Raw genomic sequence first — 23736 nt, 5'->3', positions numbered from 1 at the left:
GTGCGCGGCCGGCTACGCCGGGCAGCCGGCGGCCGCCGTGCCGGGCTGGGCGGTCGTCGTGCCGGTGAGCAGGCGGCGCAGCAGGCGGTAGCCGTCGTCCATGCCTTGGGCGCCGAGCAGGGTGACAAGGTCGCCGGGGCCGGCGGCATCGGCGGCGGCTTCCATGGCGGCGGCCAGTGTTTCGCGGAAAATATAGCCCACTTTGGCTTTACCGAGCGCCTCGCAGAAGGCGCTCTTTTCGTCGCCGGCGACGGTGTCGGCGGCGCTTACGCTGCCGGCGGCGGCGGTGACGATGAGGGTGAAGGGCGCCGCGCGCCACCAGCGGGCGAGGGCGTCGGCGCAGGCGGTGTTGATGGCCGGGCCGCGGCGGCCGCGGATGGCGAAGGCGACCACCAGGCGGCGGCGGCTAAAGGCGGCCAGGGTGTGGAAGACGGCGTCGATGCTGGCCGGGTTGAGGGCGGTGTCGTCGACGACGGTGAGGCCGGCGAGGCGCGAGACGGCGAACCGGCGCGGGACGCCCCGGAAGGAGGCGAGCGCGGCGGCGGCCGTTGCGGGGGCTATGCCGCACAGGGCGGCGGCGGTCGCCGCCATTAGGGCGTTTTCGATGTTGTGCCGGCCGGGGAGCGGCAGGGTGACGGCGAGCTCGCCGGGCGCAGGGCCGCAGCCGGGAAGGGGGCGGGTGAAGGCGAGGACGAAGCGGCTGCCGCCGCCGGCGAGGCCGGTGACGCGGGCGGCGACGTCGGCCGGCGCGTCCACGGCGCAGGCGACGACCGGGTCGTGGGCGGCGGCCAGGACCCGGCAGAGCGGGTCGGCGGCGTTGACGACGAGCGGGGCCGCCGGGCCGAGGAGGCCGGGAAAGCCCTGTTTGGCGGCGCAATAGGCGTCGAAGCCGCCGGGGAAGTCGAGGTGGTCGGGGCTGATGTTGGTGATGACGCCGCAGGCGAAGGTTACGTCGTCCACCCGGCCCTGGTCGATGCCCTGGGCGGAGACTTCCATGGCGGCGTGGCTGACGCCGGTGTCGCGCATGGCCGCGAGGTAGGTCTGGAGGCTGGCGGCGTCAGGGGTGGTGAGGGCGCTGGGGTGGACGCGGTCGCCCGCCCGGACGCAGACGGTGCCGATGAGGCCGGAGCGCAGGCCGGCGTGGCGGAAGATGTGGTCAAGCATGAAGGTGACGGTCGTTTTGCCGTTGGTGCCGGTGACGCCGATGAGGGAGAGCGACCGGGAGGGGTGGCGGTGGAAGCGGGCGGCGAGCTCGCCGAGGGCGCGGCGGGCGTCGGGCACGGCGACGACCGGCGCGGCGAGGGCGGGCAGGCTGGCGGGGCGGTCGCTGACTATGGCGACGGCGCCGCGGGCGGCGGCGTCGGCCGCGTATGTATTGCCGTCGCGGCTGGAGCCGCGGACGGCGACGAAGATGAAGCCGGGCGCAACCTGGCGGGAGTCGCAGGTTATGCCGGCCGCGGACGCGAGTATCCGGTCGAAGAGTTCCACTTTTTATCCTCCCCAGCAGTCGTAATCAGCGCTATATTTTATGGGGCTCGCCGGCGATAGGTGAGTAAAAGCTTTTCTGCGGCCGATACTAAAGTCAGTTCGCTTGCGGGAGGAGATACGGTGAGGAAGGCACTGGTATTTGCGGGTATTCTCGGCGCTTTTCTGACGGTCGCCTGCGGTTTGCAGCCGGCCCCGAAGCCCGGGCCCCGCGTGGCGGCGGCGGTTACCGTCGAGGGGGTGGACGTCGGCGGCCTGGCGCGGGACGGTGTGGCGGCGGCCCTGCAGGGCCTGGCGGCGGCGCGGTATCAGCCGCCGGTCAATGCCCGTTTCGCCGACGGGGACGGAACGGTAATGCCCGACAAGGCGGGCCGGCTGCTGGATGTGACCGCTACTACGGAGGCGGCGCTGGCCGCGCCCGCCGGCAGCGCCTTGCCGGCCGCGTACAGCGAGCTCGAGGCGGCCGTGACCGCCGCCGATCTCGCCGCCGCGCGGCCGGCCGGCTCGTATGCGACGACCATTCTCGACGCCAGCCCGGGACGGATGGAGAATATCCGGTTGACGGCCGCGTTGCTCAATAACGCGGCGATCGCCGCCGGGGAGGAGTTTTCGTTCAACAGCCGCACCGGCGAACCGACGCGCGAGCGGGGCTTCCGGCCGGCGGTAATTTTCGTGGATGGTGGGCACGGGGAGGAGGTCGGGGGCGGGATGTGTCAGGTGTCGAGCACGTTGTACAACGCCGTGCTGGCGGCCGGGCTGAGGGTGACGGAGCGGCATCCGCATTCGCGGCCGGTGAGTTACGTGCCGCCGGGCCGGGATGCGACGACCTATACCGATAAGGATCTGCGCTTCGTGAATACGAGCCGCCGCACCCTCGTGCTGCGCTGTTATGTGGCCGAAAAAAAACTTGCGGTCGATATTTTCGCCCTCCCCGGCGACGCATAGGAGCGGCGGCTTCGGCCCATACTATCCGCGAGGTGGGAGGATGCGTAAATTACCGTACTTCAATATCGCCCTTGTCGCAGTCGTCGCCATAGCAGTAATCGCGGGAGCTTACACGCTTTTACGCCCTCCCGCCGCCAAGCAGCCGGGCGAGCCGCCGCCGGCGCCAGCCCCGGCCCCGCTCAACCCGGCGCCCGAGCCAATCCCAGGCGTGCCGCAGTTCGATGCGGCCAAGTATAAGACCGAGCCGGAGATAACCGTCTGGCGGGACGATCGCGGCACCCGGGAAAGGATGCCGCTGGAGAAATATCTCGAAGGGGTGATCGCCCGCGAGATGGAGCCCGACTGGCCGCAGGAGGCTTTGAGGGCCCAGGCGATCGTGTCCCGGACGCTTACGGTGAACGCCATCGAAGCCGGTACTATCCGGCGATTGCATGACGCCGACGTGAGTACGTCCAAGGAGGAGCTGCAGGCTTACGCTCCCGAGCGGGTGAACGACCGCATCCGCGAGGCGGTGCGCTCGACCCGGGGCGAATTGCTGCTGTATGCCGGCAGCTTGGTGAACGCCATCTACAGTTCTAGCAACGGCCAGATCTCCGCCACCCGCGATGAGAGTTTCCCGAAGGAGATTCCCCACCCAACGCCGTACTTTCAGCCGGTGACGGATAATAGTTACAAATACACGCCGCCCGATCTCCAGTACTGGACGGTGTCCATACCCGGCGCCGAGGTGGCGAAGGCAGTTGGTTACCAAGGCAATCCCGGTGATATCAAAATTCTTGAAAAGGGGCCGTCGGGTCGCATTCTGTTTATCGGCGCCGGCGACAGGAAGGTTTACGGGGCCGAGTTCCGCAAGGCGGTGGGTTTCGACCGGCTGAAGTCGACGCTGGTGGACGAGATGAGCTACGCCAACGGCTCTTTTGCCTTCAAGGGCCGCGGCTGGGGCAACGGGGTGGGCTTGTGCCAGTGGGGCGCTTATACCTATGCGATGGACGGCCTGAAAGCCGAGGATATTGTGCGGCATTACTACGTGGGGGCCGAGGTCAAAAAGATTTGGGAATAGAGGCTGAGCTTTTTTCGCCCGGGTACCCGCCCTGGCGTTATCTTTGCCGCCGCCGGGCGAACATTTACCTGGGAAGCATCTGCGAGGTGGTCACGGCCCGCCGGGGCGAGCTGGCGGATATCGCTGCCACCCCGTTCCGCAAGAGCGTGGAGGCGGAGCGGGTGCTGCTGGCCGATATGGCGGAGCTGGGTTTCTGGCATTCGGTGACCAACCGCAAGTACGGGCCGCTGTTCAGGAAGGGGCTTAATTTCGAGGTGGATTTCTACCACCCCGATTTCCAGGTGGCGGTCGAGGTGGAGAAGGGCGAGGTCAGCAATATCTGGAAGAATATCTGCAAGTTCGCCGAGTCGCCGGTCATCCGCCACGGGGTTATTATGGTGCCGGTCATTCGCCAGGGCCAGACGGCCAGCACGGAGTTTTACCAGAACACTTTGAAGCGGCTGGAGAGGATGGAACGTATCTTCGCGTTCGTCGACAGTTTGCTGATAATAGGGTATTGACCGGCGGCAAGTTTTGACTGCCGCGGGCATAGATTAATAGCGGAGAGGCCGGCATGCGCCACAGCCTCCCCATGACAGGCGCCGTTCCCGGGAAACCGGGGACGGCGCTACGGTTTTTCGCCGGGCGAGTGTTTTATCTTGGCAAGCTTCGCCGTTATGAGTTATAATATATGAATGTGGTTAGGAGAGAATATATGCGTAAGGTTTTTGTGACGGTCGTCGGCACCCAGACCGACGCGGGCGGCGAGGAGAACCGCATCGAGTTCATGACTGAAGGTTCCCGTCGGGACAGGGACGGGACGAGCTATATTACATACCGCGAGAGCGCGATCACGGGCATGGAGGGCACGACAACCCTTCTCAAGCTGTACCCCGACCGGCTGATTATTGTCCGCGTGGGCGCGGTGGATCTCAAGCAGGAGTTTTTCCCCGGGCTGAAGAGCCACGGAACGTATAAAACCCCCTTCGGCAGCATGCAGATCGCGGTGTCGACCCGGCGCCTGGATATTGAGTCCGCCGGGGACAGGGATACGGTGACGGTCGGCTACGACCTGGAGGTAGACGGCCGGTGGCAGAGTTATAATACTTTAGTGGTTGAGATTCGGGAGGAAGTATAGTATGAATGTAAAAGAGCTGCTCGCCAGGGCTATCCATGAGGAGGCGGCCGGGCTCGAGGCTCTGGCCGGCGCCCAGTTGCCGGCGGTGATGCTGGAGGTGCCGCCGCAGAAGGAGTTCGGCGATTTCGCCACCAATATCGCTATGCAGCTCGCCCGGCCGGCCCGCCAGAATCCGCGGGCGTTGGCCGAGGCGATCGCCGGGCGGCTGAACGCGCGGGCCGCGCTGGGCAAGCACGAGCCGGCGGCGCTTTCCTGGCTGAAGGAGGCCAAGGTGGCCGGGCCCGGGTTCATTAATTTTTATCTCAAGCCGGACTGGCTGTACGCCGTGCTGGCCGACATCGCGGCGGCGGGCGAGGCCTGGGGCCGCTCGGACAGCGGCCGGGGCGAGAAGGTCCAGGTGGAGTTCGTCAGCGCCAATCCCACGGGGCCGCTGCATGTCGGCCACGGCCGCGGGGCGGCGGTGGGCAGCGCGCTCGCCAATCTGCTGCGGATCGCCGGCTACGAGGTGACGACCGAGTTTTACATCAACGACGCGGGCAATCAGATCGACTGCCTGGCGGCGTCGGTGGACGCCCGTTACCGCGAGCTGCTGGGCCAGCAGGTGGAGTTCCCGGAGGACGGTTACCGCGGCCGCGATATCGTCGATACCGCCCGGCGGATCGCCGACCAGGCCGGGGCGCGTTACCTGCTGATGGACCCCGCCGAACGGCTGGCGGTGTTCAAGGAGCTGGCCCGCGAGGAGAAGCTGGCGCTGCTGCGCGAGGATCTGGAGGCGTTCGGCGTCACTTTCGACGTGTGGTTCAGCGAACGGACGCTGCACGCGGCCGGAGCGATCGAGGAAACCTGCAACCAGCTTAAGGAAAGCGGCGATATGTACGAGCGGGACGGGGCGCTGTGGCTGAAGTCGACCGCTTACGGCGACGACAAGGACAGGGTGGTCATCCGCGACAACGGCGTGCCCACGTATCTGGCCGCCGATATCGCCTATCATCGCGACAAGTTCGTGCGCGGCTTCGACCGGGTGATCAATATCTGGGGCGCCGACCACCACGGCTATATCAGCCGGGTCAAGGCGGCGGTGGCGGCGCTGGGGTACGACCCGGAGCGCCTTGAGGTGCTTGTCCTCCAGATGGTCAACCTTTTCCAGCACGGCGAGCTTGTCAAGATGTCGAAACGGACCGGCCAGGGGGTGACTCTGTCCGAGTTGATCGAGGAGGTCGGCCGGGACGCCGCCCGTTTCTTCTTCATCATGCGCTCGACCGACAGCCAGCTCGATTTCGATCTCGATCTGGCGAAGTCGCGCACCAATGAGAACCCCGTATTTTACATCCAGTACGCCCATGCCCGCATCGCCAGCATTTTCCGCCAGGCCGAGGAGGCAGGGCTGGCCGTGCCCGCGCCCGGCGAGGCGCCGCTGACGGCGCTGACGAGCGAGTGGGAGTGCGACCTGATCAGGAAGCTGGGCGAGTACCCCGACGAGGTGGCGACCGCCGCCCGCGAACGGGCGCCGCACCATATCGCCCGCTATGCCCACGAGGTCGCCGCGCTGTTTCATTCTTTCTACAACCAATGCCGCGTGATCGGCGCTCCGCCTGATACTCAGGCCGCCCGGCTGACGCTGGCGGCGGCGGTGCGGGACACGCTCCGGTCGGCGCTCGCCATCCTCGGCGTCGCCGCTCCCGACAAAATGTGACAAGTATTACCGGACTTCCGCCCCGTCTTGGCCGACGGCGGCGGAAGCTTGTGCGAAAAAGCGGATAAATTTGCTGAATTTGTCAGCTTTTTTTGCGTGATAACGGCGCAGGCCCAGGCGGAACAAGGCTTTCACGCTTGTCGTCAAAAGGAGGATTTTATTCACCTGCGGTGAATATTACCAAGTAATTTTGAACGACGCAGCGGAGGGGGCCGAATTCATGGGCGAAATGGTGAAACAGTTGTCAGATGTTGATGTAGCTTATCAGATTTTGGCAGAAAAAGGCTCGCCGATGTATTTCCGTGATCTTATCGGCAAGGTTCTGGAAGGCAAGGGAAGACCGGTTGCTTCGGTCGCGCACGCCATGGCCGAGGTACATACCCAGATCAATATGGATAGCCGTTTCGTCCATGTCGGCAAGGGGACGTGGGGGCTGTCCGAGTGGATGCCTCAGCGCGGCGGCCGTGCCCTGGAGGAGACGGCGGCCACTGTTTTGCCGGACGTCAACATGCGCCGGGAAAAGCTGCTGGCGGAGATTCAGCAGGATTTCCCCGCCGCCGGACAGGAGGCCGAGGAGAGCGAATAACGTATACGATTACGGCCATGCTTGGGATAATACAGCGTGAGGCCGTTTGCAGGAGGAAGTTCTTATGGCTAAGTTTATTTTCGTAACCGGGGGTGTCGTTTCGTCGCTCGGGAAGGGCATCACAGCGGCGTCGCTGGGGCGTCTCCTCAAAAGCCGCGGCTACAAGGTAACCATTCAGAAGTTCGATCCCTACATCAACGTCGATCCCGGCACCATGAGCCCGTATCAGCATGGCGAGGTTTTCGTGACTGAGGACGGCGGCGAGACCGACCTCGATCTCGGCCACTATGAGCGGTTTGTCGATATCAATCTTTCCAAGAGCTCGAACGTGACCACCGGCAAAATATACTGGTCGGTTATCACCAAGGAGCGCAAGGGCGATTATCTGGGCAGCACCGTCCAGGTAATTCCCCATATCACGAACGAGATCAAGGAGCGCTTGTACCGGATCGCCAAGGAGGACAACGCCGACATCGTCATCGCCGAGATCGGCGGCACGGTGGGCGATATCGAGAGTCTGCCTTTTCTGGAGGCTATCCGCCAGGTGCGCAAGGAAGTGGGCCGCGACGATGTGGCGTACATCCATGTTACGCTGGTGCCTTATATTTCGGCGGCCGGCGAGCTGAAGACCAAGCCTACCCAGCATAGTGTGAAGGAGCTCAGGAGTATCGGCATCCATCCGGATGTCATCGTGTGCCGGACGGAGCACGAGATTTCGAGCGATATGCGCGAGAAGCTGGCGCTGTTCTGCGATATCGATCTGAACGCGGTGATCCAGAACAAGAACGTTTCGTCGATTTACCAGGTGCCGCTGATGCTGGAGGAGGAGGGCCTGGATAAGATCGTTCTCGAGAAGCTGGGCCTGAAAAACGGCCGGCCGGATATGAGCGAGTGGACGGCGATGGTGGGGAGGATCCTCCGCCCGACTAGCAGTGTGTGCATCGCGATCGTCGGCAAGTATGTCGCCCTGCAGGACGCTTATATGAGCGTGTCCGAGGCGTTGCGCCACGGCGGCATCGCCAACGATACCGCCATCAATATCAAGTGGGTGAACGCCGAGGAGATCGAGCCGGCCAAGGTGGATATGGACGCCGTTTTCGCCGGGGTGGACGGCATCCTGGTACCCGGAGGCTTCGGCGACCGCGGCATCGAGGGCAAGATCAAGGCGATCCGTTACGCCCGCGAGAACAGGATCCCGTTCTTCGGCCTGTGTCTGGGCATGCAGTGCGCGGTGATCGAGTTCGCCCGCAATGTGTGCCATCTGAAGGGCGCCAACAGCTCGGAGTTTAATCCGGAGACGCTTTACCCGGTGATCGATCTGATGCCCGAGCAGGTGGATGTGGAGGAGAAGGGCGGCACGATGCGACTGGGCGTCTATCCCTGCAAGGTGACCGAGGGGACGCATACGTCCGCCGCTTATCAGGACGAGCTTATCTACGAGCGCCACCGCCACCGCTTCGAGTTCAACAATGCTTACCGGCAGCAGTTCGCCGCTGCGGGGATGGTCATCGCCGGTATGCTGCCGAACGGCCGGCTGGTGGAGATCGTGGAGCTTGCCGATCATCCCTGGTTCGTGGGTACCCAGTTCCATCCCGAGTTCAGGTCCCGCCCGACGAGGCCCCACCCGCTGTTCCGCGATTTCGTGCGGGCGGCGCTGACGGAGCGTGCGGGGGCACGCTGACGTTATACATGACCGGCCCGGCCGGAACATATACTTAGTATCATCGAGACTGACGGTTTTGCTCAATATTCAGATTGTCGATAAAGCCCCATCTGCGGCGTCCCCGCAAGGGGGAGGCCGCCCCTCTGACCGCTGAAGCGCTTGGAGGGGCGCATTTTTTCGCAATCAGGACGTGCAACCGGGGTTATTACTCGCTGTCGGGCTTGCTTTAAAGTTTTTTTACCGGAGATTCTTGCGAAGGGTAGTGGTTGTCGGTGTTCAAACGGTCTGTGGTGCTTTTGATCGCGGGCGTGGTCGTCGTGTCGCTGGTGGCGGCGGCTTTCCTGGTCCCGGGGCTGAAGAGCAAGCGCTCGGGCGGCGAGAAAAACACGGTGGCGATTATTTACGTGGACGGGGTGATCGTGGGCGGCCGCGGCCAGGCGGGTCTGCTGGGCGAGACGGGCGGCACGGACGCGATTATCAAGCAGATTCACCAGGCGCGCGACGACGCGGCGGTCAAGGCGGTGGTGCTGAGGATCAACAGCCCCGGCGGCAGCGCGCCGGCTTCCCAGGAGGTAGGAACGGAGCTCAAGAAGCTCCGCGCCACCGGCAAGCCGGTGGTGGCGTCGATGGGCGATATGGCCGCGTCGGGCGGCTACTGGCTGGCGGCGGTGACCGACCGGATTTACGCCAATCCGGCGACGCTCACGGGCAGCATCGGCGTATATATTCCTTACGCCAATTGGCAGGAGCTGTATAATAAGATCGGCATCCGGTCGGAGAAGATCAAGAGCGGTCCGCATAAGGATATCCTGTCCCCCGAACGGCCGATGACGGCCGAGGAGCGGGCTATCATCCAGGTGATGGTGGATGATCTGTACGGGCAGTTCGTGGCGGTGGTGGCCGAAGGACGGAAGATGGATCCGGCCCGGGTGCGGCAGCTGGCCGACGGGCGGATTTATACCGGCAGCCAGGCGAAGGAGCTCGGTCTGGTGGATGAGCTGGGGACGATGTACGACGCGATCGACGGGGCGGCGGCGATGGCGGGCATCAAGGGCAAGCCGGTGCTGAAGGAGTACGGCAAGGTGAGCCCGTGGTCGCTGTTGTTCGGCGCTCACGACGAGGCGAGCCTTGAGCGGCTGTTTTTCCGCCGGTTCAGGCAGGAAGTTCCGTTGACCGCACCGTTGGCGATGCCGGAAAAGTGGTAGGTGAGGCGCATGGGACCGTTTCTTGAGCTGCTGTATGACGTTATTTTCAGTCCCGCCGCGGCGATGCGGCAGATCGCGGCCCGCCGGCCGGTGGGGCAGGCGTTCGTGGCCTTTCTGCTGAGCATAATCATTCCGGCGGGGGCGATTTATTTCGCGTTGCAGGCGACGGCCGCAGGGAAGTTCGCCGGGGCGTTTTTCGCCGGGGCTGTTTGTGTGCGGCTGGTGATGTGGTTCGTGGGTTCGGCGGTGCTGCAGCTGATCGCCGAGTTTTTCGGCGGCCGGGGCACGGCGGTCGGCCTGTTCGCGGCGATCGGTTTCGCGCATTTGCCGTTCATTTTCGCCGTGCCGTTGGCGGTGGCGGGGCTGCTGCTGCCGCAGGGGGCGGCGGCGACGGTGTTCGCCGTCGGCGTGCTGGTGCTGATTTTCTGGGTGCTGGGGCTGACGGTGGTGGCCATTCAGGGGGTTCACGGCCTGAGCGCCGCCAAGGCGGTGCTGGTGCTGCTGACGCCGCTGCTGGCGGCCGGCGCTGCGGCGCTGGCGGCGGTGGTGTTTGTCGGCGCGGCGTTGTGGCCGCTGGCGGGGTGACGGGTATGGGCAGGTGGTTTTGCTTGGCGGCGCTGGCGGCGCTGCTGTTGACTGGCTGCGCTCCGGGCGCTCCCGCGCCGTCGGCCGGGCTGACGCCTCAGCCTAAGGAGGCGTTGTCGGCCTGGGAGGTGCCGGCTAATCTGGTGGAGCAGGGCGCCGGCAACAGCTGCCGGGTGGTGAAGGGGGCTTATTTGTCCGCGGAGGCTGCGCTGGAGCTGGCTGCCGGGGGCCGGGGCGAGCTGGAGTATTTCCGGGAGGCGCCGGCCGGCGGGCTTGCCGGCCGGGGCCGGCTGCAGTTTTTGTCGACCCAGGGGACGGGAAGGGTGAAGTTGACCGCTCTGGATGACAACGGCCGGGAGCTGGGAGCGGTGGGCTGGGTTTTCACCGGTCCGCCGCCGCCCGCCGACGGGACGACGACGTGGGTGAACGGGCGGTATACCGCCAATTATGTCGGCGACTGGCTGGCTTTCGACCATGATGTGGCGGCGCTGTTCGCCGCCCACCGGCCGGAGGCGGCAAGGCGGGCGGCGAAGTACCGTCTGAGTGTGGTGGTGGGCCAGGGTCAGCATGCGCTGGTGACGGCGCTGGGGCTGGAGAGTGCGCCCGCCCGGGCGGTGCGCGTGACGCCGGCGGCGGGTTCCCTGTCTGCGGTGCTGGGACAGGCGGTGACGGTGGCCGTCGATGTGGAGAATGTTTCCCCCCGGCCGCTCGCCGATGTGGCGGTGGCGCTGGTGGAGCCGTTCGGCTACGGCCTGACGGCGGCGGACAAGCGGCAGGTCGTGGCCAGTCTGGCGCCGGGTGAGAAGCGGCGTCTTACCTGGCAGGTGAGGGCCCGGCGCCCGGATGCGGTGAATTTCGGCCGGCCGTGGCCGGTGACGTTCACGGTGAACGGGGCGGCGGTGCCCGCGAAGGCGCTGGTGGCGGTGGCCGACCCGCGACCGGGCAGGGTTTTCTATGTGATGACCGAGGATCTGGAGGCGATCGACAGCGCCGGGTACGCGGCGGCGTGGGGCAACGCCGACGGCTGGCTGCAGCCGGAGGAACTGACGGTGCAGATGGTGACGAAGGCGGAGCGGGTGAACGCGATCGCCGAGAAGTACGGCGCCCGCTGGACGCATTATATCGCCTGGCCGCTGGTGAACGCCGCGGAGTGGGCGGCCGGCCAGTCGGCGGCGGGCGAGTGGCGGCGGGCGGCGGCGGCGATTGCGCAGTCGGTGAGGAGCGAGTCGGCCCGGGGTCACGAGTATGCAATCCATCTTCATTCCGATTACGACCCTTATCTGCCGGGGAACGTGCTTTCGTACAATCCGGCGGTGGACGGGCTGTGGGCCAATCATCTGCGCCACGGCTGGGCCCATTCGCTGGGCAGCGAGGGCGGCTACCGCGACCGTTCCAGCCGGACGGGCTTCCTGTACGCCTATCAGCGCCGGTTGGACGAGCTTGAGGCCGGATCGCCGCTCGGCCAGTTGATAACCGCGCGGGTCGGGTCGTTCGATTTCGGCGACGGCGAGGCGAACGAGGCGATGAGTACGCGGGTGTACCGCCGGGTCGGCCTGCTGGCTGGGAGCGACGCGGACGGCAACCGCGGCGGCGTGACGGCCGGCGACTGGGGGCAGGCGATTTATCTGGCCAAGCCGGACGATATCAACGCCCCGGCGAGCGAGCTTAAGAATACCGGGCTGGTCGAGTTTCGGCCGACGCCGCGGGAGTTCATCCAGTACGACAGCCAGAGCGCGGCGGCGATGAACGCCAAGGCCGACGCGGGGATGGCAGTTTACGCCGCTGGGGGCGGGATAAAGCCGGGGGTGCATGCGATCGTAGGCTTCACTCATGTTATGTTTGTCATGGGCGAGGGCGACTGGCGGAGCACGACCGGGGGCCAGTTCGCCGCTCTTGAGGGGCATCTGGCTTATCTGAAGGAGCGCTACGCCGACAAGGGGCTGCTGGCGTTCGCGACCGCCGGCGAGCTGGTGAGGGCCTATCTCGATTACTACGCGCCGGCGCCGGTGGTCTTGTACGGGCCGCGCAGCAAGGCCGGCTGGCTGAAGAGCGAGTTCCCGCTGGTGATTTTGGGCCGGGATATCCCGATTGACGCCGCCCATCCCCATACGGTGAGGGTCAAGTGCCCGCTCTACCTGGGCGAGGCGGCGCTGAGGGTCAGTGTGCTGAAGGACGGCCGGCCGGTGTATGCGGCATGGGGGCTGCCGACGCCGGAGAACGACATTGTTTTTACCGTTGACGACAGGAACGCCCATTATTCTCTGGAGATTTACCACAACGATACGGCCGGAAGGCTGCTGTCGTTCCTGCGGTTGGCCTGGTCGCGCCTGGCGCGCGGCTGACGGTGCGCAAAAAATTTACGAAAAGTTAAATTTTTTCCAGTTTCTAGGAGGATAATTGTCGGGCGATGGGGAATAGGGAAGGTAGTACTCAGTCGGCGGGAGGTTTCTCTTATGGTGGCAAAACGACCCGTAGTGCTTGTTATTGATGATCAGCCCGGTATCCGGCGGCTGCTGCTGGAGGTGCTGCAGGAGGAGGGCTATACCGTTTTGGAAGCGTCCAACGGCTACGACGGTCTGCAGAAGGCCCGCGACGGCCGGCCGGCGTTGATTCTCATGGATATGAAGATGCCTGGCATGGACGGCATCGAGACGCTGCGCGAGCTTAGGCGGCTCGGCATTGATGTGCGGGTTATCATGATGACCGCGTACGGCGAGCTGGATCTCGTCACCGAGGCCAAAGCGATCGGCGCGACCGATTACATCACCAAGCCGTTCGATATTCTGGCGCTGTGCGAGATGATCGGCAGGAACCTTGCGGGCGATGAGCTTGCGTCAGGCCAGATGGCCATCGGTTAAGGAAGTTGTGATGGACGATTGCGGCCCGCTTCTCCAAGCCGCAATCCGGCCGGAATCCGGGGTTTGCACGGCCCCGGGTTTTGTTTGGCGAGGAATGGGTCCCGGAGGGAGTGTTTCGGCGGCCATTTCTCCGCCGTCGGCAGGATATTTTTCCTCACCGGCGAAGTACCTAGGGGAAGGGGGATCAATATGCTTATCAACACAGTTTCCACGCTGGCGCTGTACTGTTCGCGCTGCGGCAAGATCGAGATGCATGACTTATCCCGCTTTACTTTGAAGGGCTCGGTGGGGCGCGAGCTCACGTGCGGATGCGGCCAGCGGCTGGCGACCGTGTCGGGGGTGGGCCACGACCAGTACCTTCTCGATATACCGTGCGTCGTTTGCGAGACGAGCCATATCGTGTGCGTGGATATGAAGGATTTTTGGCAGGGCCGGGTGAACAAGATTTATTGCGCCGCCGCCAACCTTGAGCTAGGTTTCAGCGGCGGGCGGCGGGCCATCGAACAGGCCATCACCGCCCAGCAGCAGGAGTTCGACAGCATGGTCCGCGATATGACGAGCGAGGATTATGTCGATAATCCGCAGGTGATGTTCGAGGTGCTGAACAAGGTTCACGATATTGCCGAGCGCGGCGGGGTATACTGCCGGTGCGGCGGGAATATCATCGAGGCCGATGTGCAGCCCGACGCCATCGAGTTGGTGTGCGTTCACTGCAACGGCCGGCGGGTCATCGCCGCCAAGACGGAAGAGGACGCTCTGGCGGTGCAGGGCATCGTGACCATCGAGATCGGCCCCGGACGCCGCTCCCATCGCCGCTAGCGTGCCGGATGACGGTGTGGTGAAGTTTCTCTCGACAACGCAACGTGGCGGGGGTAGTCGCCGCCGTGGCGACGAGGCCAATAGTTGAACAGGGAAAACAGGCTGCCTGCACGGATGTGCCCGGCGGCTTTTTTATTTCGCGACCTGGTCGAAAAAGCGCTGCGCTTAGGCTTGCGTGCTTTAGGACGCGTCTGCCAGAAGAGGGAAGGGAATCCATAAGATGCATAAATCAGCAACCTCGCGCTTATGATAGTATGGGTAGTCCATATGCGAGGTGATGCGGATGCAGGTGTTTATTGCGTTTGTGCTGGCGGCGGCGGTGCTGCTGTTCGGCCAGTTGGCTTTGCCGGCGGGCAGAGCCGCCGCGCCGCACCGCGAGGCTGCGGTCGTAGCGGCGCCTGCGCCGGCTGTCGCTCCGCCCTCCGTTCCGGCGGCCGCGCCGGCGCCGGCAGCCAGGCCGGCGGCAAGGGTGCACACGGTGGCCGCCGGGGAAAGTCTGAGCGTCATCGCCGCCCGGTATTCCATCGATGTCGATACTTTGCTGGGCGCTAATCCGGATGCGGAGGAGCTCATCCATCCGGGGGACGAGCTTGTCGTGCTGCCTCAGAAAGGGGTGCTGCACGAGGTCGCCGCCGGCGATACCCTATGGGCGATTGCCCAGGCTTACGGCGTAGACGTGGCGGCTGTCAGGGAGGCTAACGGCCGGGAGGGCGACGCGCTGGCGGTAGGCGAGAAGCTGTTCATCCCCGGCGGGCGGCCGCGCGGCCGGACGGTGTCGCGTGCCTACGGCCGACAGTTCGTCTGGCCGGCGGCGGGGGGGATTTCTTCGCCGTTCGGGTACCGGTGGGGCCGCCACCACGACGGGGTCGATATCGCTGCCGAGGCGGGCGCGCCGGTGCGGGCGGCGAGGGCCGGACGGGTGGCGTTCGCGGGCTGGTACGGCGGGTACGGGTATATGGTGTTGCTCGAGCACGGGCAGGGGTATGCGACGCTGTACGCGCATCTCGACGATTATGCGGTGGAGCGGGGCGAGTATGTGGCAACCGGTCAGCGGATCGGTCATGTGGGCGATACGGGATATTCGTTCGGGCCGCATTTGCATTTTGAGGTGAGACAGGACGGGCAGGCGGTGAATCCGCTGCAGTTCTTGCCTTAACACGGCCATTGATAAGTGCCCATCTGTCTAACAGCGCTATCTGTCAGGAGACAGTTAGCGGCGTACGGACAGGCGTCGGCGACGAGTCTACGTAAGACCGCCGTCGCAGCGGGGGGCGATGCCGAGTGCCGGGGAATGGCCGTGGAAAATTATATAGGCGATTACGGGCGGCGGGAAAATGTTCCCGCCGGTTTTGTTTGTATATGGCTTGGAGGCGGCGGCAATACTAGGGTTAGCAGATTTTTCCGCCGGAGGGACAAGGTTTGGCCTATGTTCTCGCCGTTTTGATGGCGGCGCTGAGTTTCCTGCTCAACCGCGCGGCGCTGAGGATCGCCGGCTTGCAGGCGGTGATAAGCTGGGGACCGGTTATCGAGGAGGCGGCGAAGACGGCGCCGGCTTTTTACCTGGGGGCGGACGTGCTGTTGACCCACGTGCTGTTCGGGGTGATCGAGGCGGGCTACGATTGGCGGTCGGGCGGAGGTGACGGCCCGGCGGCAGCGCTGTTGAGCGTGGCGGGGCACAGTCTGTTCGGCGCTCTGACGGTCGGCGTGATCTACCTGACAGGCAGCCTGGCGGCGGCTCTTGCGCTCGCAGTGGTGGCCCATGTGGCCTGGAATGTCGCTTTGGTCCGGCTTAAAGCATAGGACCGGGAAAGAGGGACAAGATGAGAATTCATTACAGTTGCGATAACTGCGGCGAGCCGATCGATACGATCGAGGTGACGGCGGTCGACGAGGAACGGTTCGGCTTCGACTGCCTGACCGCTGAGGAGCGGCAGGAGATCATCAGGTACGACGAGGTTAGCGGCGTTCTTTATGTGCAGTCGCTGTGCGACGCCTGCATCGAGGCGATGGGTCTGCCGGTAGTCGATATGTCGGCGGCCGCGGCGAAGTTCCCTCTGCATTGAACAGCCCCCGGGCTTCGGGGCCCGGGGGCTTCGGCGCTACTTAGCATCTTTCTGCAGGTTGTCGGCGGAGACGGTTTCGTTGGCGACTTCGTATTTGGCGGCGGTTTTGCCGGTGCGCGGTCCTTCGGCGATGAGGTTCGGGTCGCCGACGACGGAGCTGCCTTCGAGGTTTTTCCCGTTCCAGAATTTATAGGTGGGGGTTTTTGAGTCCATAGGCTTCACCTCCTGACTTTGCGTTAGTTTGCCCGCGGTTTGTCCGCGCAATCTGATGTAATATTTGGTTTCCCCGGCTAATACTTTTGTGTTAGAATGGGTAGTAACGGGGCTTTGCGGTCGGCAAAGCCTCTTTTCGGCATGCGAGGTGCTTGATGGAGTTTTTGTTGAAAGCAATGCGCAGGGATCAGATGGTGGAAAGGGCGGTGGCCGCTTTCGCCGCCTCCGTCCGCCAGAGCCTGGTTTACGGGGTGACGGGGACGCACAAGGCGGCGGTTATCGCCGCTTGTTTCCATGCTCACCCCCGGCCGACGGTGGTCGTGACTTCGGGCCGCGACGCGGTGGGCGAGCTGGCGGCCGATCTCGGAGCGCTGTTGCCGGGGACTACGGTGCTGGAGCTGCCGCCGATCGATATCGTGACTTTTACCGCCGCCGCCCGCAGTATCGAGCTGGCGGCCGTCCGCATGGACGTGCTCGGCCGCCTGGTCCGCGGCGAGCGGGTGATCGTGCTGGCCGGCGCGGAGGCGGCGATGCAAAAGGTGCTGCCGAAGGAGGATTTTATCGCCGGGCGGCTTGCGCTGGCGGTGGGCGAGACGCTGGGGCGCGATGAGCTGCTGGCGAAGCTGGTGCGGTTCGGCTATGAGCGGACCGATCAGGTCGACAGCCGCGGCCAGTTCAGCGTGCGGGGCGGCGTCGTCGATGTGTTTCCGGTCAATCGCGAACTGCCGCTCAGATTGGAGCTGTGGGGCGACGAGATCGATGCGCTGCGGGAGTTCGAGCCGGCTACCCAGCGGTCGCTTGCCAATCTGCCGATGGCTGATGTGTTGCCGGTGGCCGAACCTGAGCATGCGAGCAGGTCGGCGGCGTTTCTGTCGTATCTGTCCGCCGGGACGAGCGTCGTTTTCGACGAACCGACGCGGATCAGGGAGCAGATGGGCAAGCTGACGCGGGAGAATCCGGATATCCGGCGCCAGGTTTTTTCCTGGGCTGACCTGACGGCGGCCGCCAAGGCGCATAATGTCCTGTATTTTTCGCTGATGCTGCAGCGGGTGCCGCATACCGAACCGGCGGAGATTGTCAGCATCACCGCCAAGGGGGTGCCGCCGTTCCACCGTCAGACGGATATTCTGGTGGATGAGCTGAAGGGCTGGCAGGCCCGCGAGCGCGCGACGGTGGTTTTCATGGCGTCCGCCGACAAGGCGGCGGCTTTGCAGAAGAGCCTGGCGGGCGAAGGGGTGCGGGCTATTTTCGCGGCCAGCCCCGAGGCGCTGGTGGGCGGCACGGTGACGGTGACGGCGGGAACGCTGGCCGGGGGGTTCGAGTTGCCCCACGCCGGCCTGGTGGCCGTGACCGAGATGGATATCTTCGGGCGGCAGAAGAAGCGCCGCTTGCCGAGGGTGGCGAAGGACAAGCAGATCGCTTATTTCCGCGATATCAACGTGGGCGATTATGTGGTGCACGTCAACCATGGTATCGGTAAGTACGTAGGGGTGGAGACGCTGGAGGTCGCGGGGGTGCACAAGGATTATTTCCTCGTGCGTTATGCCGGCGAGGATAAGCTGTTCGTGCCGACCGATCAGGTCCACCTGCTGCAGAAATATATCGGTTCCGAGGGCGAGGCCCCGCGCCTCAACCGCATGGGCGGCAGCGACTGGCTCAAGGCGAAGGCGAAAGCCAAGGCGGCCGCGACCGATCTCGCCAAGGAGCTGCTGGCCTTGTACGCCGAGCGCCAGGTTAGCAAGGGGTTCGCTTTTGGGGCCGACACGCCCTGGCAGGCCGAGTTCGAGGAGTCTTTCCCTTTCGAGGAGACTCCCGATCAGCTCGGCGCGCTGGCCGAGATCAAGAAGGATATGGAGGGCGACACCCCCATGGACCGGCTGCTGTGCGGCGATGTGGGGTTCGGCAAGACGGAGGTGGCTCTCCGGGCGGCGTTCAAGGCGGTGATGAGCGGAAAGCAGGTGGCGGTGCTGGTGCCGACGACGGTGCTTGCCCAGCAGCATTACCAGACTTTCAGCGCCCGCTTAGCCGGCTTCGGGCCGGTGGTGGAGGTGATCAGCCGCTTTCGCAGCGCGCGGGAGCAGCGCGAGGTGGCGGCCCGCACGGCCGAGGGGCGGGTGGACGTGTTGATCGGCACCCACCGCATTCTGCAGGGCGACGTGGCGTTCAAGGATCTGGGGCTGCTGATCGTCGACGAGGAGCAGCGCTTTGGCGTTGCCCAGAAGGAGCGGCTGAAGAAGTGGCGGACTAATGTTGATGTGTTGACCCTGACCGCGACTCCCATCCCCCGTACGCTTCATATGTCGCTGGTGGGGGTGCGGGATATGAGCGTGATCGAGACGCCTCCCGAGGACCGGCTGCCGGTGCAGACGTATGTGGTGGAGTACGACGAGGAGATTGTCCGCGACGCGATCAGGCGCGAGCTGAAGCGCGGCGGGCAGGTGTATTTCGTCTATAACCGGGTGCAGACGATCGACCGCGCCGCCCAGCGGCTGAGTGAGATGATGCCGGACGCCCGGGTGAAGGTGGCCCACGGCCAGATGGCCGAGGAGATGCTGGAGCAGGTGATGCTGGATTTTTACGAGGGGCGCTACGATGTGCTGGTGTGTACGAGCATTATCGAGAACGGTCTCGATGTGCCGAACGCCAACACGATCATTGTTTACGACGGCGACCGCTTCGGGCTGTCGCAGCTTTACCAGATGCGCGGCCGGGTCGGCCGTTCGCCGCGGATGGCATATGCGTATTTCACTTACCGGCGGGATAAGGTGCTGACCGAGGTGGCGGAAAAACGCCTGCAGGCGATCAAGGAGTTCGCCGAGCTGGGGGCGGGCTTCAAGATCGCGATGCGCGACCTGGAGATCCGTGGGGCGGGCAATTTGCTGGGTTCTCAGCAGCACGGCCATATCGTGAGCGTCGGTTTTGAGATGTATTGCCGGCTGCTGGACGAGGCGGTGGCGGAGCTCAAGGGCGGGCGGCCGCCGGAGCCGGCGCCGGAGCCGGTGCTGGAATTAAATGTCGATGCTTATCTGGACGGCGACTATATCAGCGACGCGATGCATAAGATTGAAGTGTATCAGCGGATCGCGGCGATCAGGAGCGAGGCCCATATCAGCGAGATCGTCGACGAGCTGGTCGATCGCTTCGGCGAACCTACCGGGCCGGTGATGAATCTGCTGGCGGTGGCCCGGCTTAAGAACCTGGCTCGCCGGATCGGCGCACGGTCGGTGGTGGAGCACGCCGACCGGGTGGAGATCGCTTTCGGCGATCAGCCTCAGGTGGCGGTGGAGAATATTCTCGCAGTCAAGGAAAAGTTCCCCACCCGCCTGCAGATCCTGCCCGGGCCGCCGGAAATCATCCGCCTGCGGACGGGCAGATTGGCCGCGCCGCTGCTGGATTGGCTGACCGGGGTGGTCGCGGGGCTGGCCGGCGAGGGCGGGGATTAGTTTTCTTTTTCTGCCCGGCGAGTAATGAATAAAAGCCGTGAGGCGGATATATACTATCACTGAACGAAATGTAAAATACTGTAGAAAAGGGGGGATAATGGTGAAGGCGACTGGGATAGTCAGAAGGATTGATGATCTGGGCAGAGTAGTGATTCCGAAGGAGATTCGGCGTACCTTGCGCATTCGCGAAGGCGACCCGCTCGAAATATATGTCGACCGCGAAGGGGAAGTGATTCTCAAGAAGTATTCCCCGGTCGGTGAGCTGGGAGATTTCGCCAAGGAGTATGCTGATTCGCTGTTTGACGCTATTGGACATATAATTTTGATCGCTGACCGGGACAATGTCGTTGCAGTCGCTGGGGCGTCGAAGAAGGAGTTTCTCAGCAAACCACTGGGGCCTGCGGTGGAGAAGGTGATGGAGGAGCGGAAAACGGCCCTGATAAACAATCCCGGGGAATACAAGCATTGCAAGGGCTGTGTGACCGACTGCGACGAGGATGAGGTGTGCAAGTTCACCGCCGAGGTGATTTCGCCGATTATCGTGGAAGGTGACGCGATTGGGGCGGTGATTATCTGTTCCAAGGAACAGGGCGTGCAGATGGGCGATATGGAGGTCAAGCTCGCCGAGACTGCAGCCGGCTTTCTGGCCAAACAGATGTCGCAATGAATCGAAAAAGCGATTAAAGTAGCGGACCTAGTTCGCTACTTTTCTATTTGGGGCGGCAGCGCCAATCTTGCTGGAAAGTGTTTTAAGTCCTAGTATATTTTGTTATAATATAATGTGCACTTGCCGCGCTTCGTCTGCGAAGGGCGGCTGCATCCGAGAGGAATGAAGCCATTGAGCAAGGATACCTTCCTGAGGGGCGCACTTATATTGACCGTGGCCGGTATCGTGGTCAAACTGATCGGGTCGGTGAACCGGATTCTTTTGTCGCGCCTTCTGGGCGGCGAAGGCATCGGTCTTTATCAGATGGCCTACCCGATATATCTGCTGGCGCTGAGTATTTCCTCGGCCGGCATCCCGGTGGCGATTTCGATCATCGTCGCCGAGAAGGTCGCCCTCGGCGACTGGCGGGGCGCCAACCGCGTTTTCCGCATTTCGCTGGTCGTGCTGGCCGCTACCGGGGTGGTTTTCACCCTGTTGTTGTGGTTCGGGGCCGGGTGGTTGATCGAGCACCAGTTTGTCCGCGACGCGCGGGCTTATTATGCTATCGCCGCTCTCGCGCCGGCCATTTTCTTCGTGACGGTGCTGTCGAGCTACCGCGGCTATTTCCAGGGCTTGCAGATGATGACGCCGACGGCGATTTCGCAGATCGTGGAGCAGCTTTTCCGTGTGGTGACGATGATCCTGCTGGCATATCTGCTGCTGCCGAGCGGCCTCGAATTCGCCGCTGCCGGCGCCAGCTTCGGAGCGGCTCCCGGCGCGGCGGCCGGGTTGCTGATTCTGGTTTATTTTTTCTGGCGCAAACGGCCGGAATTCCAGGCGCGGATGGACGGCCAGCCGCCGTCGAGGCCTGAGTCGGGCCTGAGCATCATCGGCCGCATCGCCCGCCTGGCTCTGCCGGTGTCGTTGGCCAATATCATGCTGCCGCTGGTGTCCAATATTGACCTGCTTATCGTTCCGGCCCGACTGGAGGTGGCCGGCTACACCGTCGAGCAGTCGACCGAGCTGTTCGGCTACCTGACGGGGATGGCGGTGCCGCTGGTGAACATGGCCACAATTCTGACGGCTTCGCTGGCGGCCAGCCTGGTGCCGGCGGTGTCGGAGGCGTTCGCGCTGCGCAATCTCCATCACGTTTACCAGCGGACGGCTACGGCGATGCGGATCGCCAATCTCATTACCATTCCCAGTTTTGTGGGCATGTGGCTGCTGGCGAGGCCGATTTCGCTGATGCTGTTCGGTACGCCCAACGCCGATTCGTCGATCGCTATCCTCGCTTTGGGGATTTTTCTCCTCGGCATCCACCAGGTGACTACGGGGGTGCTGCAGGGGCTCGGCCGCACGGCGGTGCCGGTTATCAATATGTTGGTGTCGGCCGGGTTCAAGGTGGTGCTGGGCTGGACGCTGACCGCGATGCCGGCTTTAGGCATCAAGGGCGCGGCGTGGGCGACGAACGCCGATTTCGGCGTGGCGGCGCTGCTCAATATGTATTTCGTTTACCGCTATGTCGGGTTCGCCATCGATGTAAAGGATACGCTGCGTACTTCGTTCGCCGCCGCCGTGATGGGCGGCGCGGTGCTGCTGACTTACCACGAGGTGATGGCCCTGCTGACGCACAATACGCTCGCCACGCTGGCGGCCGTGGTGATCGGCGGTACGGTTTACGGCCTGGTGCAGCTCGTGACCGGCGGCGTTACCCAGCGGGATATAGAAAGGGTGCCGAGGGTCGGCGCGCAGCTTGCGGCTATCCTGAGGGCGCTCAGATTGCTGAGGAGCTGATATGGGAGAAATCGTCATCATCGGTCTCGGACCGGGGGACTTCGGCCTGATAACGGCCCAGACGCTGGCGCTGCTGGAGTCGCGGCCGCCGCTCTGTCTGCGCACCGCCCGTCATCCGGCGGTCGCCGGCCTTGAAGAACGGGGCATTGCTTTTACGAGTTTCGACAGTTTGTATGAGCGGCACGCGACTTTCGACGCCGTGTACGCGGCGATAACCGCTGAGGTGGTCGCCAGGGCCCGGGAGGCGGGCCGGGTGGTGTACGCCGTGCCGGGCAGCCCGGCGGTGGCGGAGAGGACGGTGGTCCTGATCCGCGAGACCGCGGCGGCTGCGGGGATAGGCGTTACGGTGCTGCCGGCGATGAGTTTTCTCGACCTGCTTTACGCGCGCCTGGGGCTCGATCCGGTGACGGGGCTGACGGTGACGGACGCCGCCGATATCGCGAAGTTGCCGCCCGACCTTGGTACGGCGCTGGTCGTGACCCAGGTGTATAACGGCCGCGTGGCTTCGGAGGCCAAGCTGAGCCTGATGGATATATATCCGGACGATTTTGCGGTGACGGTGGTCCGCAATCTCGGTCTGGCCGATGAGGAGATAAGGACGCTGCCTCTGTACGAGCTTGACCGCCTGCCGGCGATCGACCACCTGACGAGCGTGTACGTGCCGGCGCCGCCGCGGCGGGCCGCGGCGTTCAGCCTCGACCCGCTAGTCGATGTGATGGCCAGGCTGCGCTCTCCCGGCGGCTGTGTGTGGGATCTGGAGCAGAGCCATCCGTCGCTGCGGCGTTATATCGTTGAAGAGGTTTACGAGGTGCTGGAGGCTATCGAGCTCGCCGACGCGGACAAGCTGTGCGAGGAGTTGGGCGACCTGCTGCTGCAGATCGTTTTCCACGCCCGCATCGCCGAGGAATGCGGCGAGTTTTCGATGCAGGATGTGGTCGATACAGTGACGGAGAAGATGGTTCGCCGCCACCCCCATGTGTTCGGCGATATTACGGTGCGCGACGCCGCCGAGGTTATTGTCAACTGGGAGCAGATCAAGCGGCGCGAGCATCCCGGGGAACGCCCGGGCGCGCTTGACGGGGTGCCGGGCGGGCTGCCCAGCCTGCTGAAGGCGTTCAAGCTGCAGGCGAAGGCGGCGAAAGTGGGCTTCGACTGGAATAGCGCCGCCCCGGTGTGGGACAAGATATCTGAAGAGCTGGCAGAGCTGAGGGAGGCCGTCGCCGCCGGGGACAAAGCGATGACGGAGGGGGAACTGGGCGATGTGCTGTTCAGCGTGGTCAATCTGGCCAGGTTTTTGGATATCGACCCGGAAACGGCCCTTAACGCGACCAACAATAAGTTCGTTCGCCGGTTCGCTTACATAGAGGCTTATGTGAAGGAACGGGGCCTTAAATGGAAAGAAATGACAATAGAACAGCTCGATGACCTTTGGAACGAGGCAAAAAGGCCGAAAAACGCAGAAAAATAAGGAATTTTTGACAAATATTTTTGGTGAGAGGAGGAATAAATAGACCTGTAGCGAATAATGCTAAAAGTAACCAATATTGACAAGGAGGAAGAG

Annotated in this window: 21 protein-coding genes; 19 read left to right on the top strand and 2 right to left on the bottom strand. The window is 63.8% G+C overall.

Annotated elements, in window-relative coordinates; translation table 11 throughout:
* Positions 1 to 12: 12 nt before the first annotated feature.
* Entirely contained in the window at positions 13 to 1488 is a 1476-nt protein-coding gene (locus Q4T40_16375; GenBank protein ID MDT8902818.1) for a Mur ligase family protein, read from the bottom strand.
* Positions 1489 to 1608: 120 nt separating this feature from the next.
* On the opposite strand from Q4T40_16375, the gene Q4T40_16370 reads away from it, so the two are divergent.
* The 15 genes from Q4T40_16370 (at position 1609) to Q4T40_16300 (ending at position 16079) form a co-directional block, all read left to right on the top strand.
* Entirely contained in the window at positions 1609 to 2430 is an 822-nt protein-coding gene (locus Q4T40_16370) for a VanW family protein (protein MDT8902817.1), read from the top strand.
* Positions 2431 to 2470: 40 nt separating this feature from the next.
* Positions 2471 to 3490 (top strand): SpoIID/LytB domain-containing protein, encoded by a 1020-nt coding sequence (locus Q4T40_16365; protein ID MDT8902816.1) that lies wholly within the window; start codon positions 2471 to 2473, stop codon positions 3488 to 3490.
* The gene (locus Q4T40_16360; protein MDT8902815.1) at positions 3481 to 3990 is read left to right on the top strand and encodes a hypothetical protein; all 510 of its coding nucleotides are present in this window, start codon (positions 3481 to 3483) and stop codon (positions 3988 to 3990) included. Before Q4T40_16365 ends, Q4T40_16360 begins: the two co-directional genes overlap by 10 nt.
* A gap of 194 nt (positions 3991 to 4184) precedes the next feature.
* Positions 4185 to 4607 (top strand): DUF1934 domain-containing protein, encoded by a 423-nt coding sequence (locus Q4T40_16355; protein MDT8902814.1) that lies wholly within the window; start codon positions 4185 to 4187, stop codon positions 4605 to 4607.
* A 1-nt stretch (position 4608) separates the two neighbouring features.
* Entirely contained in the window at positions 4609 to 6300 is a 1692-nt protein-coding gene (gene argS, locus Q4T40_16350; protein MDT8902813.1) for an arginine--tRNA ligase, read from the top strand.
* 220 nt (positions 6301 to 6520) lie between these two features.
* Positions 6521 to 6886: a DNA-directed RNA polymerase subunit delta gene (gene rpoE / locus Q4T40_16345; protein ID MDT8902812.1), complete on the top strand. Its 366-nt coding sequence runs from the start codon at positions 6521 to 6523 to the stop codon at positions 6884 to 6886.
* 64 nt (positions 6887 to 6950) lie between these two features.
* The gene (locus tag Q4T40_16340) at positions 6951 to 8567 is read left to right on the top strand and encodes a CTP synthase (GenBank protein MDT8902811.1); all 1617 of its coding nucleotides are present in this window, start codon (positions 6951 to 6953) and stop codon (positions 8565 to 8567) included.
* 254 nt (positions 8568 to 8821) lie between these two features.
* Entirely contained in the window at positions 8822 to 9754 is a 933-nt protein-coding gene (gene sppA / locus Q4T40_16335; protein MDT8902810.1) for a signal peptide peptidase SppA, read from the top strand.
* Positions 9755 to 9763: 9 nt separating this feature from the next.
* Positions 9764 to 10339 carry a Yip1 family protein gene (locus Q4T40_16330; protein MDT8902809.1) on the top strand — a complete coding sequence of 192 codons (576 nt, stop codon included), beginning with the start codon at positions 9764 to 9766 and terminating at the stop codon, positions 10337 to 10339.
* A gap of 5 nt (positions 10340 to 10344) precedes the next feature.
* Complete coding sequence (locus Q4T40_16325) at positions 10345 to 12681, top strand: hypothetical protein (GenBank protein MDT8902808.1); 2337 nt, start codon at positions 10345 to 10347, stop codon at positions 12679 to 12681.
* 111 nt (positions 12682 to 12792) lie between these two features.
* On the top strand, positions 12793 to 13197 hold the full coding sequence (locus Q4T40_16320) for a response regulator (GenBank protein ID MDT8902807.1): 405 nt from the start codon (positions 12793 to 12795) through the stop codon (positions 13195 to 13197).
* Positions 13198 to 13386: 189 nt separating this feature from the next.
* Positions 13387 to 14016, top strand: coding sequence for a hypothetical protein (locus tag Q4T40_16315; protein MDT8902806.1), 630 nt, complete (start codon positions 13387 to 13389; stop codon positions 14014 to 14016).
* Between the two features lie 283 nt (positions 14017 to 14299).
* Positions 14300 to 15172 carry a peptidoglycan DD-metalloendopeptidase family protein gene (locus tag Q4T40_16310; GenBank protein MDT8902805.1) on the top strand — a complete coding sequence of 291 codons (873 nt, stop codon included), beginning with the start codon at positions 14300 to 14302 and terminating at the stop codon, positions 15170 to 15172.
* A gap of 263 nt (positions 15173 to 15435) precedes the next feature.
* Positions 15436 to 15816 carry a hypothetical protein gene (locus Q4T40_16305; protein MDT8902804.1) on the top strand — a complete coding sequence of 127 codons (381 nt, stop codon included), beginning with the start codon at positions 15436 to 15438 and terminating at the stop codon, positions 15814 to 15816.
* Positions 15817 to 15836: 20 nt separating this feature from the next.
* Positions 15837 to 16079: a DUF2757 family protein gene (locus tag Q4T40_16300; GenBank protein MDT8902803.1), complete on the top strand. Its 243-nt coding sequence runs from the start codon at positions 15837 to 15839 to the stop codon at positions 16077 to 16079.
* A gap of 36 nt (positions 16080 to 16115) precedes the next feature.
* Here the strand turns inward: Q4T40_16300 and Q4T40_16295 are convergent, their stop codons facing one another.
* A complete protein-coding gene (locus tag Q4T40_16295) occupies positions 16116 to 16292 on the bottom strand; it encodes a hypothetical protein (protein ID MDT8902802.1) in 177 nt (58 codons plus the stop codon).
* 155 nt (positions 16293 to 16447) lie between these two features.
* Here Q4T40_16295 and mfd point away from each other — a divergent pair, with 155 nt between their 5' ends.
* From mfd to mazG, 4 genes are all read left to right on the top strand, one after another.
* Positions 16448 to 19735: a transcription-repair coupling factor gene (gene mfd / locus Q4T40_16290; GenBank protein ID MDT8902801.1), complete on the top strand. Its 3288-nt coding sequence runs from the start codon at positions 16448 to 16450 to the stop codon at positions 19733 to 19735.
* Between the two features lie 97 nt (positions 19736 to 19832).
* A complete protein-coding gene (gene spoVT / locus Q4T40_16285; GenBank protein ID MDT8902800.1) occupies positions 19833 to 20402 on the top strand; it encodes a stage V sporulation protein T in 570 nt (189 codons plus the stop codon).
* A 171-nt stretch (positions 20403 to 20573) separates the two neighbouring features.
* Entirely contained in the window at positions 20574 to 22175 is a 1602-nt protein-coding gene (locus Q4T40_16280) for a polysaccharide biosynthesis protein (GenBank protein ID MDT8902799.1), read from the top strand.
* Between the two features lies 1 nt (position 22176).
* Positions 22177 to 23643, top strand: coding sequence for a nucleoside triphosphate pyrophosphohydrolase (gene mazG, locus Q4T40_16275; protein ID MDT8902798.1), 1467 nt, complete (start codon positions 22177 to 22179; stop codon positions 23641 to 23643).
* Positions 23644 to 23736 lie beyond the last annotated feature (93 nt).

The sequence above is a fragment of the Selenomonadales bacterium 4137-cl genome (assembly GCA_032334055.1).
GTDB classification, from domain to species: Bacteria; Bacillota; Negativicutes; order Sporomusales; family UBA7701; genus Anaeroselena; species Anaeroselena agilis.
The sequence above is the reverse complement of the archived record's forward strand: the minus strand, read 5'-3'. Positions and strand labels throughout refer to the sequence as shown.

What these genes read in the sequence shown, in the direction of transcription:
- Q4T40_16365 (MDT8902816.1), top strand. Translation starts at nt 2,471, where the DNA reads ATGCGTAAATTACCGTACTTCAATATCGCCCTTGTCGCAGTCGTCGCC.
- Q4T40_16355 (MDT8902814.1), top strand. Translation starts at nt 4,185, where the DNA reads ATGCGTAAGGTTTTTGTGACGGTCGTCGGCACCCAGACCGACGCGGGC.
- argS (MDT8902813.1), top strand. Translation starts at nt 4,609, where the DNA reads ATGAATGTAAAAGAGCTGCTCGCCAGGGCTATCCATGAGGAGGCGGCC.
- rpoE (MDT8902812.1), top strand. Translation starts at nt 6,521, where the DNA reads ATGGGCGAAATGGTGAAACAGTTGTCAGATGTTGATGTAGCTTATCAG.
- Q4T40_16340 (MDT8902811.1), top strand. Translation starts at nt 6,951, where the DNA reads ATGGCTAAGTTTATTTTCGTAACCGGGGGTGTCGTTTCGTCGCTCGGG.
- Q4T40_16330 (MDT8902809.1), top strand. Translation starts at nt 9,764, where the DNA reads ATGGGACCGTTTCTTGAGCTGCTGTATGACGTTATTTTCAGTCCCGCC.
- Q4T40_16325 (MDT8902808.1), top strand. Translation starts at nt 10,345, where the DNA reads ATGGGCAGGTGGTTTTGCTTGGCGGCGCTGGCGGCGCTGCTGTTGACT.
- Q4T40_16320 (MDT8902807.1), top strand. Translation starts at nt 12,793, where the DNA reads ATGGTGGCAAAACGACCCGTAGTGCTTGTTATTGATGATCAGCCCGGT.
- Q4T40_16315 (MDT8902806.1), top strand. Translation starts at nt 13,387, where the DNA reads ATGCTTATCAACACAGTTTCCACGCTGGCGCTGTACTGTTCGCGCTGC.
- Q4T40_16310 (MDT8902805.1), top strand. Translation starts at nt 14,300, where the DNA reads ATGCAGGTGTTTATTGCGTTTGTGCTGGCGGCGGCGGTGCTGCTGTTC.
- Q4T40_16300 (MDT8902803.1), top strand. Translation starts at nt 15,837, where the DNA reads ATGAGAATTCATTACAGTTGCGATAACTGCGGCGAGCCGATCGATACG.
- Q4T40_16295 (MDT8902802.1), bottom strand. Translation starts at nt 16,292, where the DNA reads ATGGACTCAAAAACCCCCACCTATAAATTCTGGAACGGGAAAAACCTC.
- mfd (MDT8902801.1), top strand. Translation starts at nt 16,448, where the DNA reads ATGGAGTTTTTGTTGAAAGCAATGCGCAGGGATCAGATGGTGGAAAGG.
- spoVT (MDT8902800.1), top strand. Translation starts at nt 19,833, where the DNA reads ATGGTGAAGGCGACTGGGATAGTCAGAAGGATTGATGATCTGGGCAGA.
- mazG (MDT8902798.1), top strand. Translation starts at nt 22,177, where the DNA reads ATGGGAGAAATCGTCATCATCGGTCTCGGACCGGGGGACTTCGGCCTG.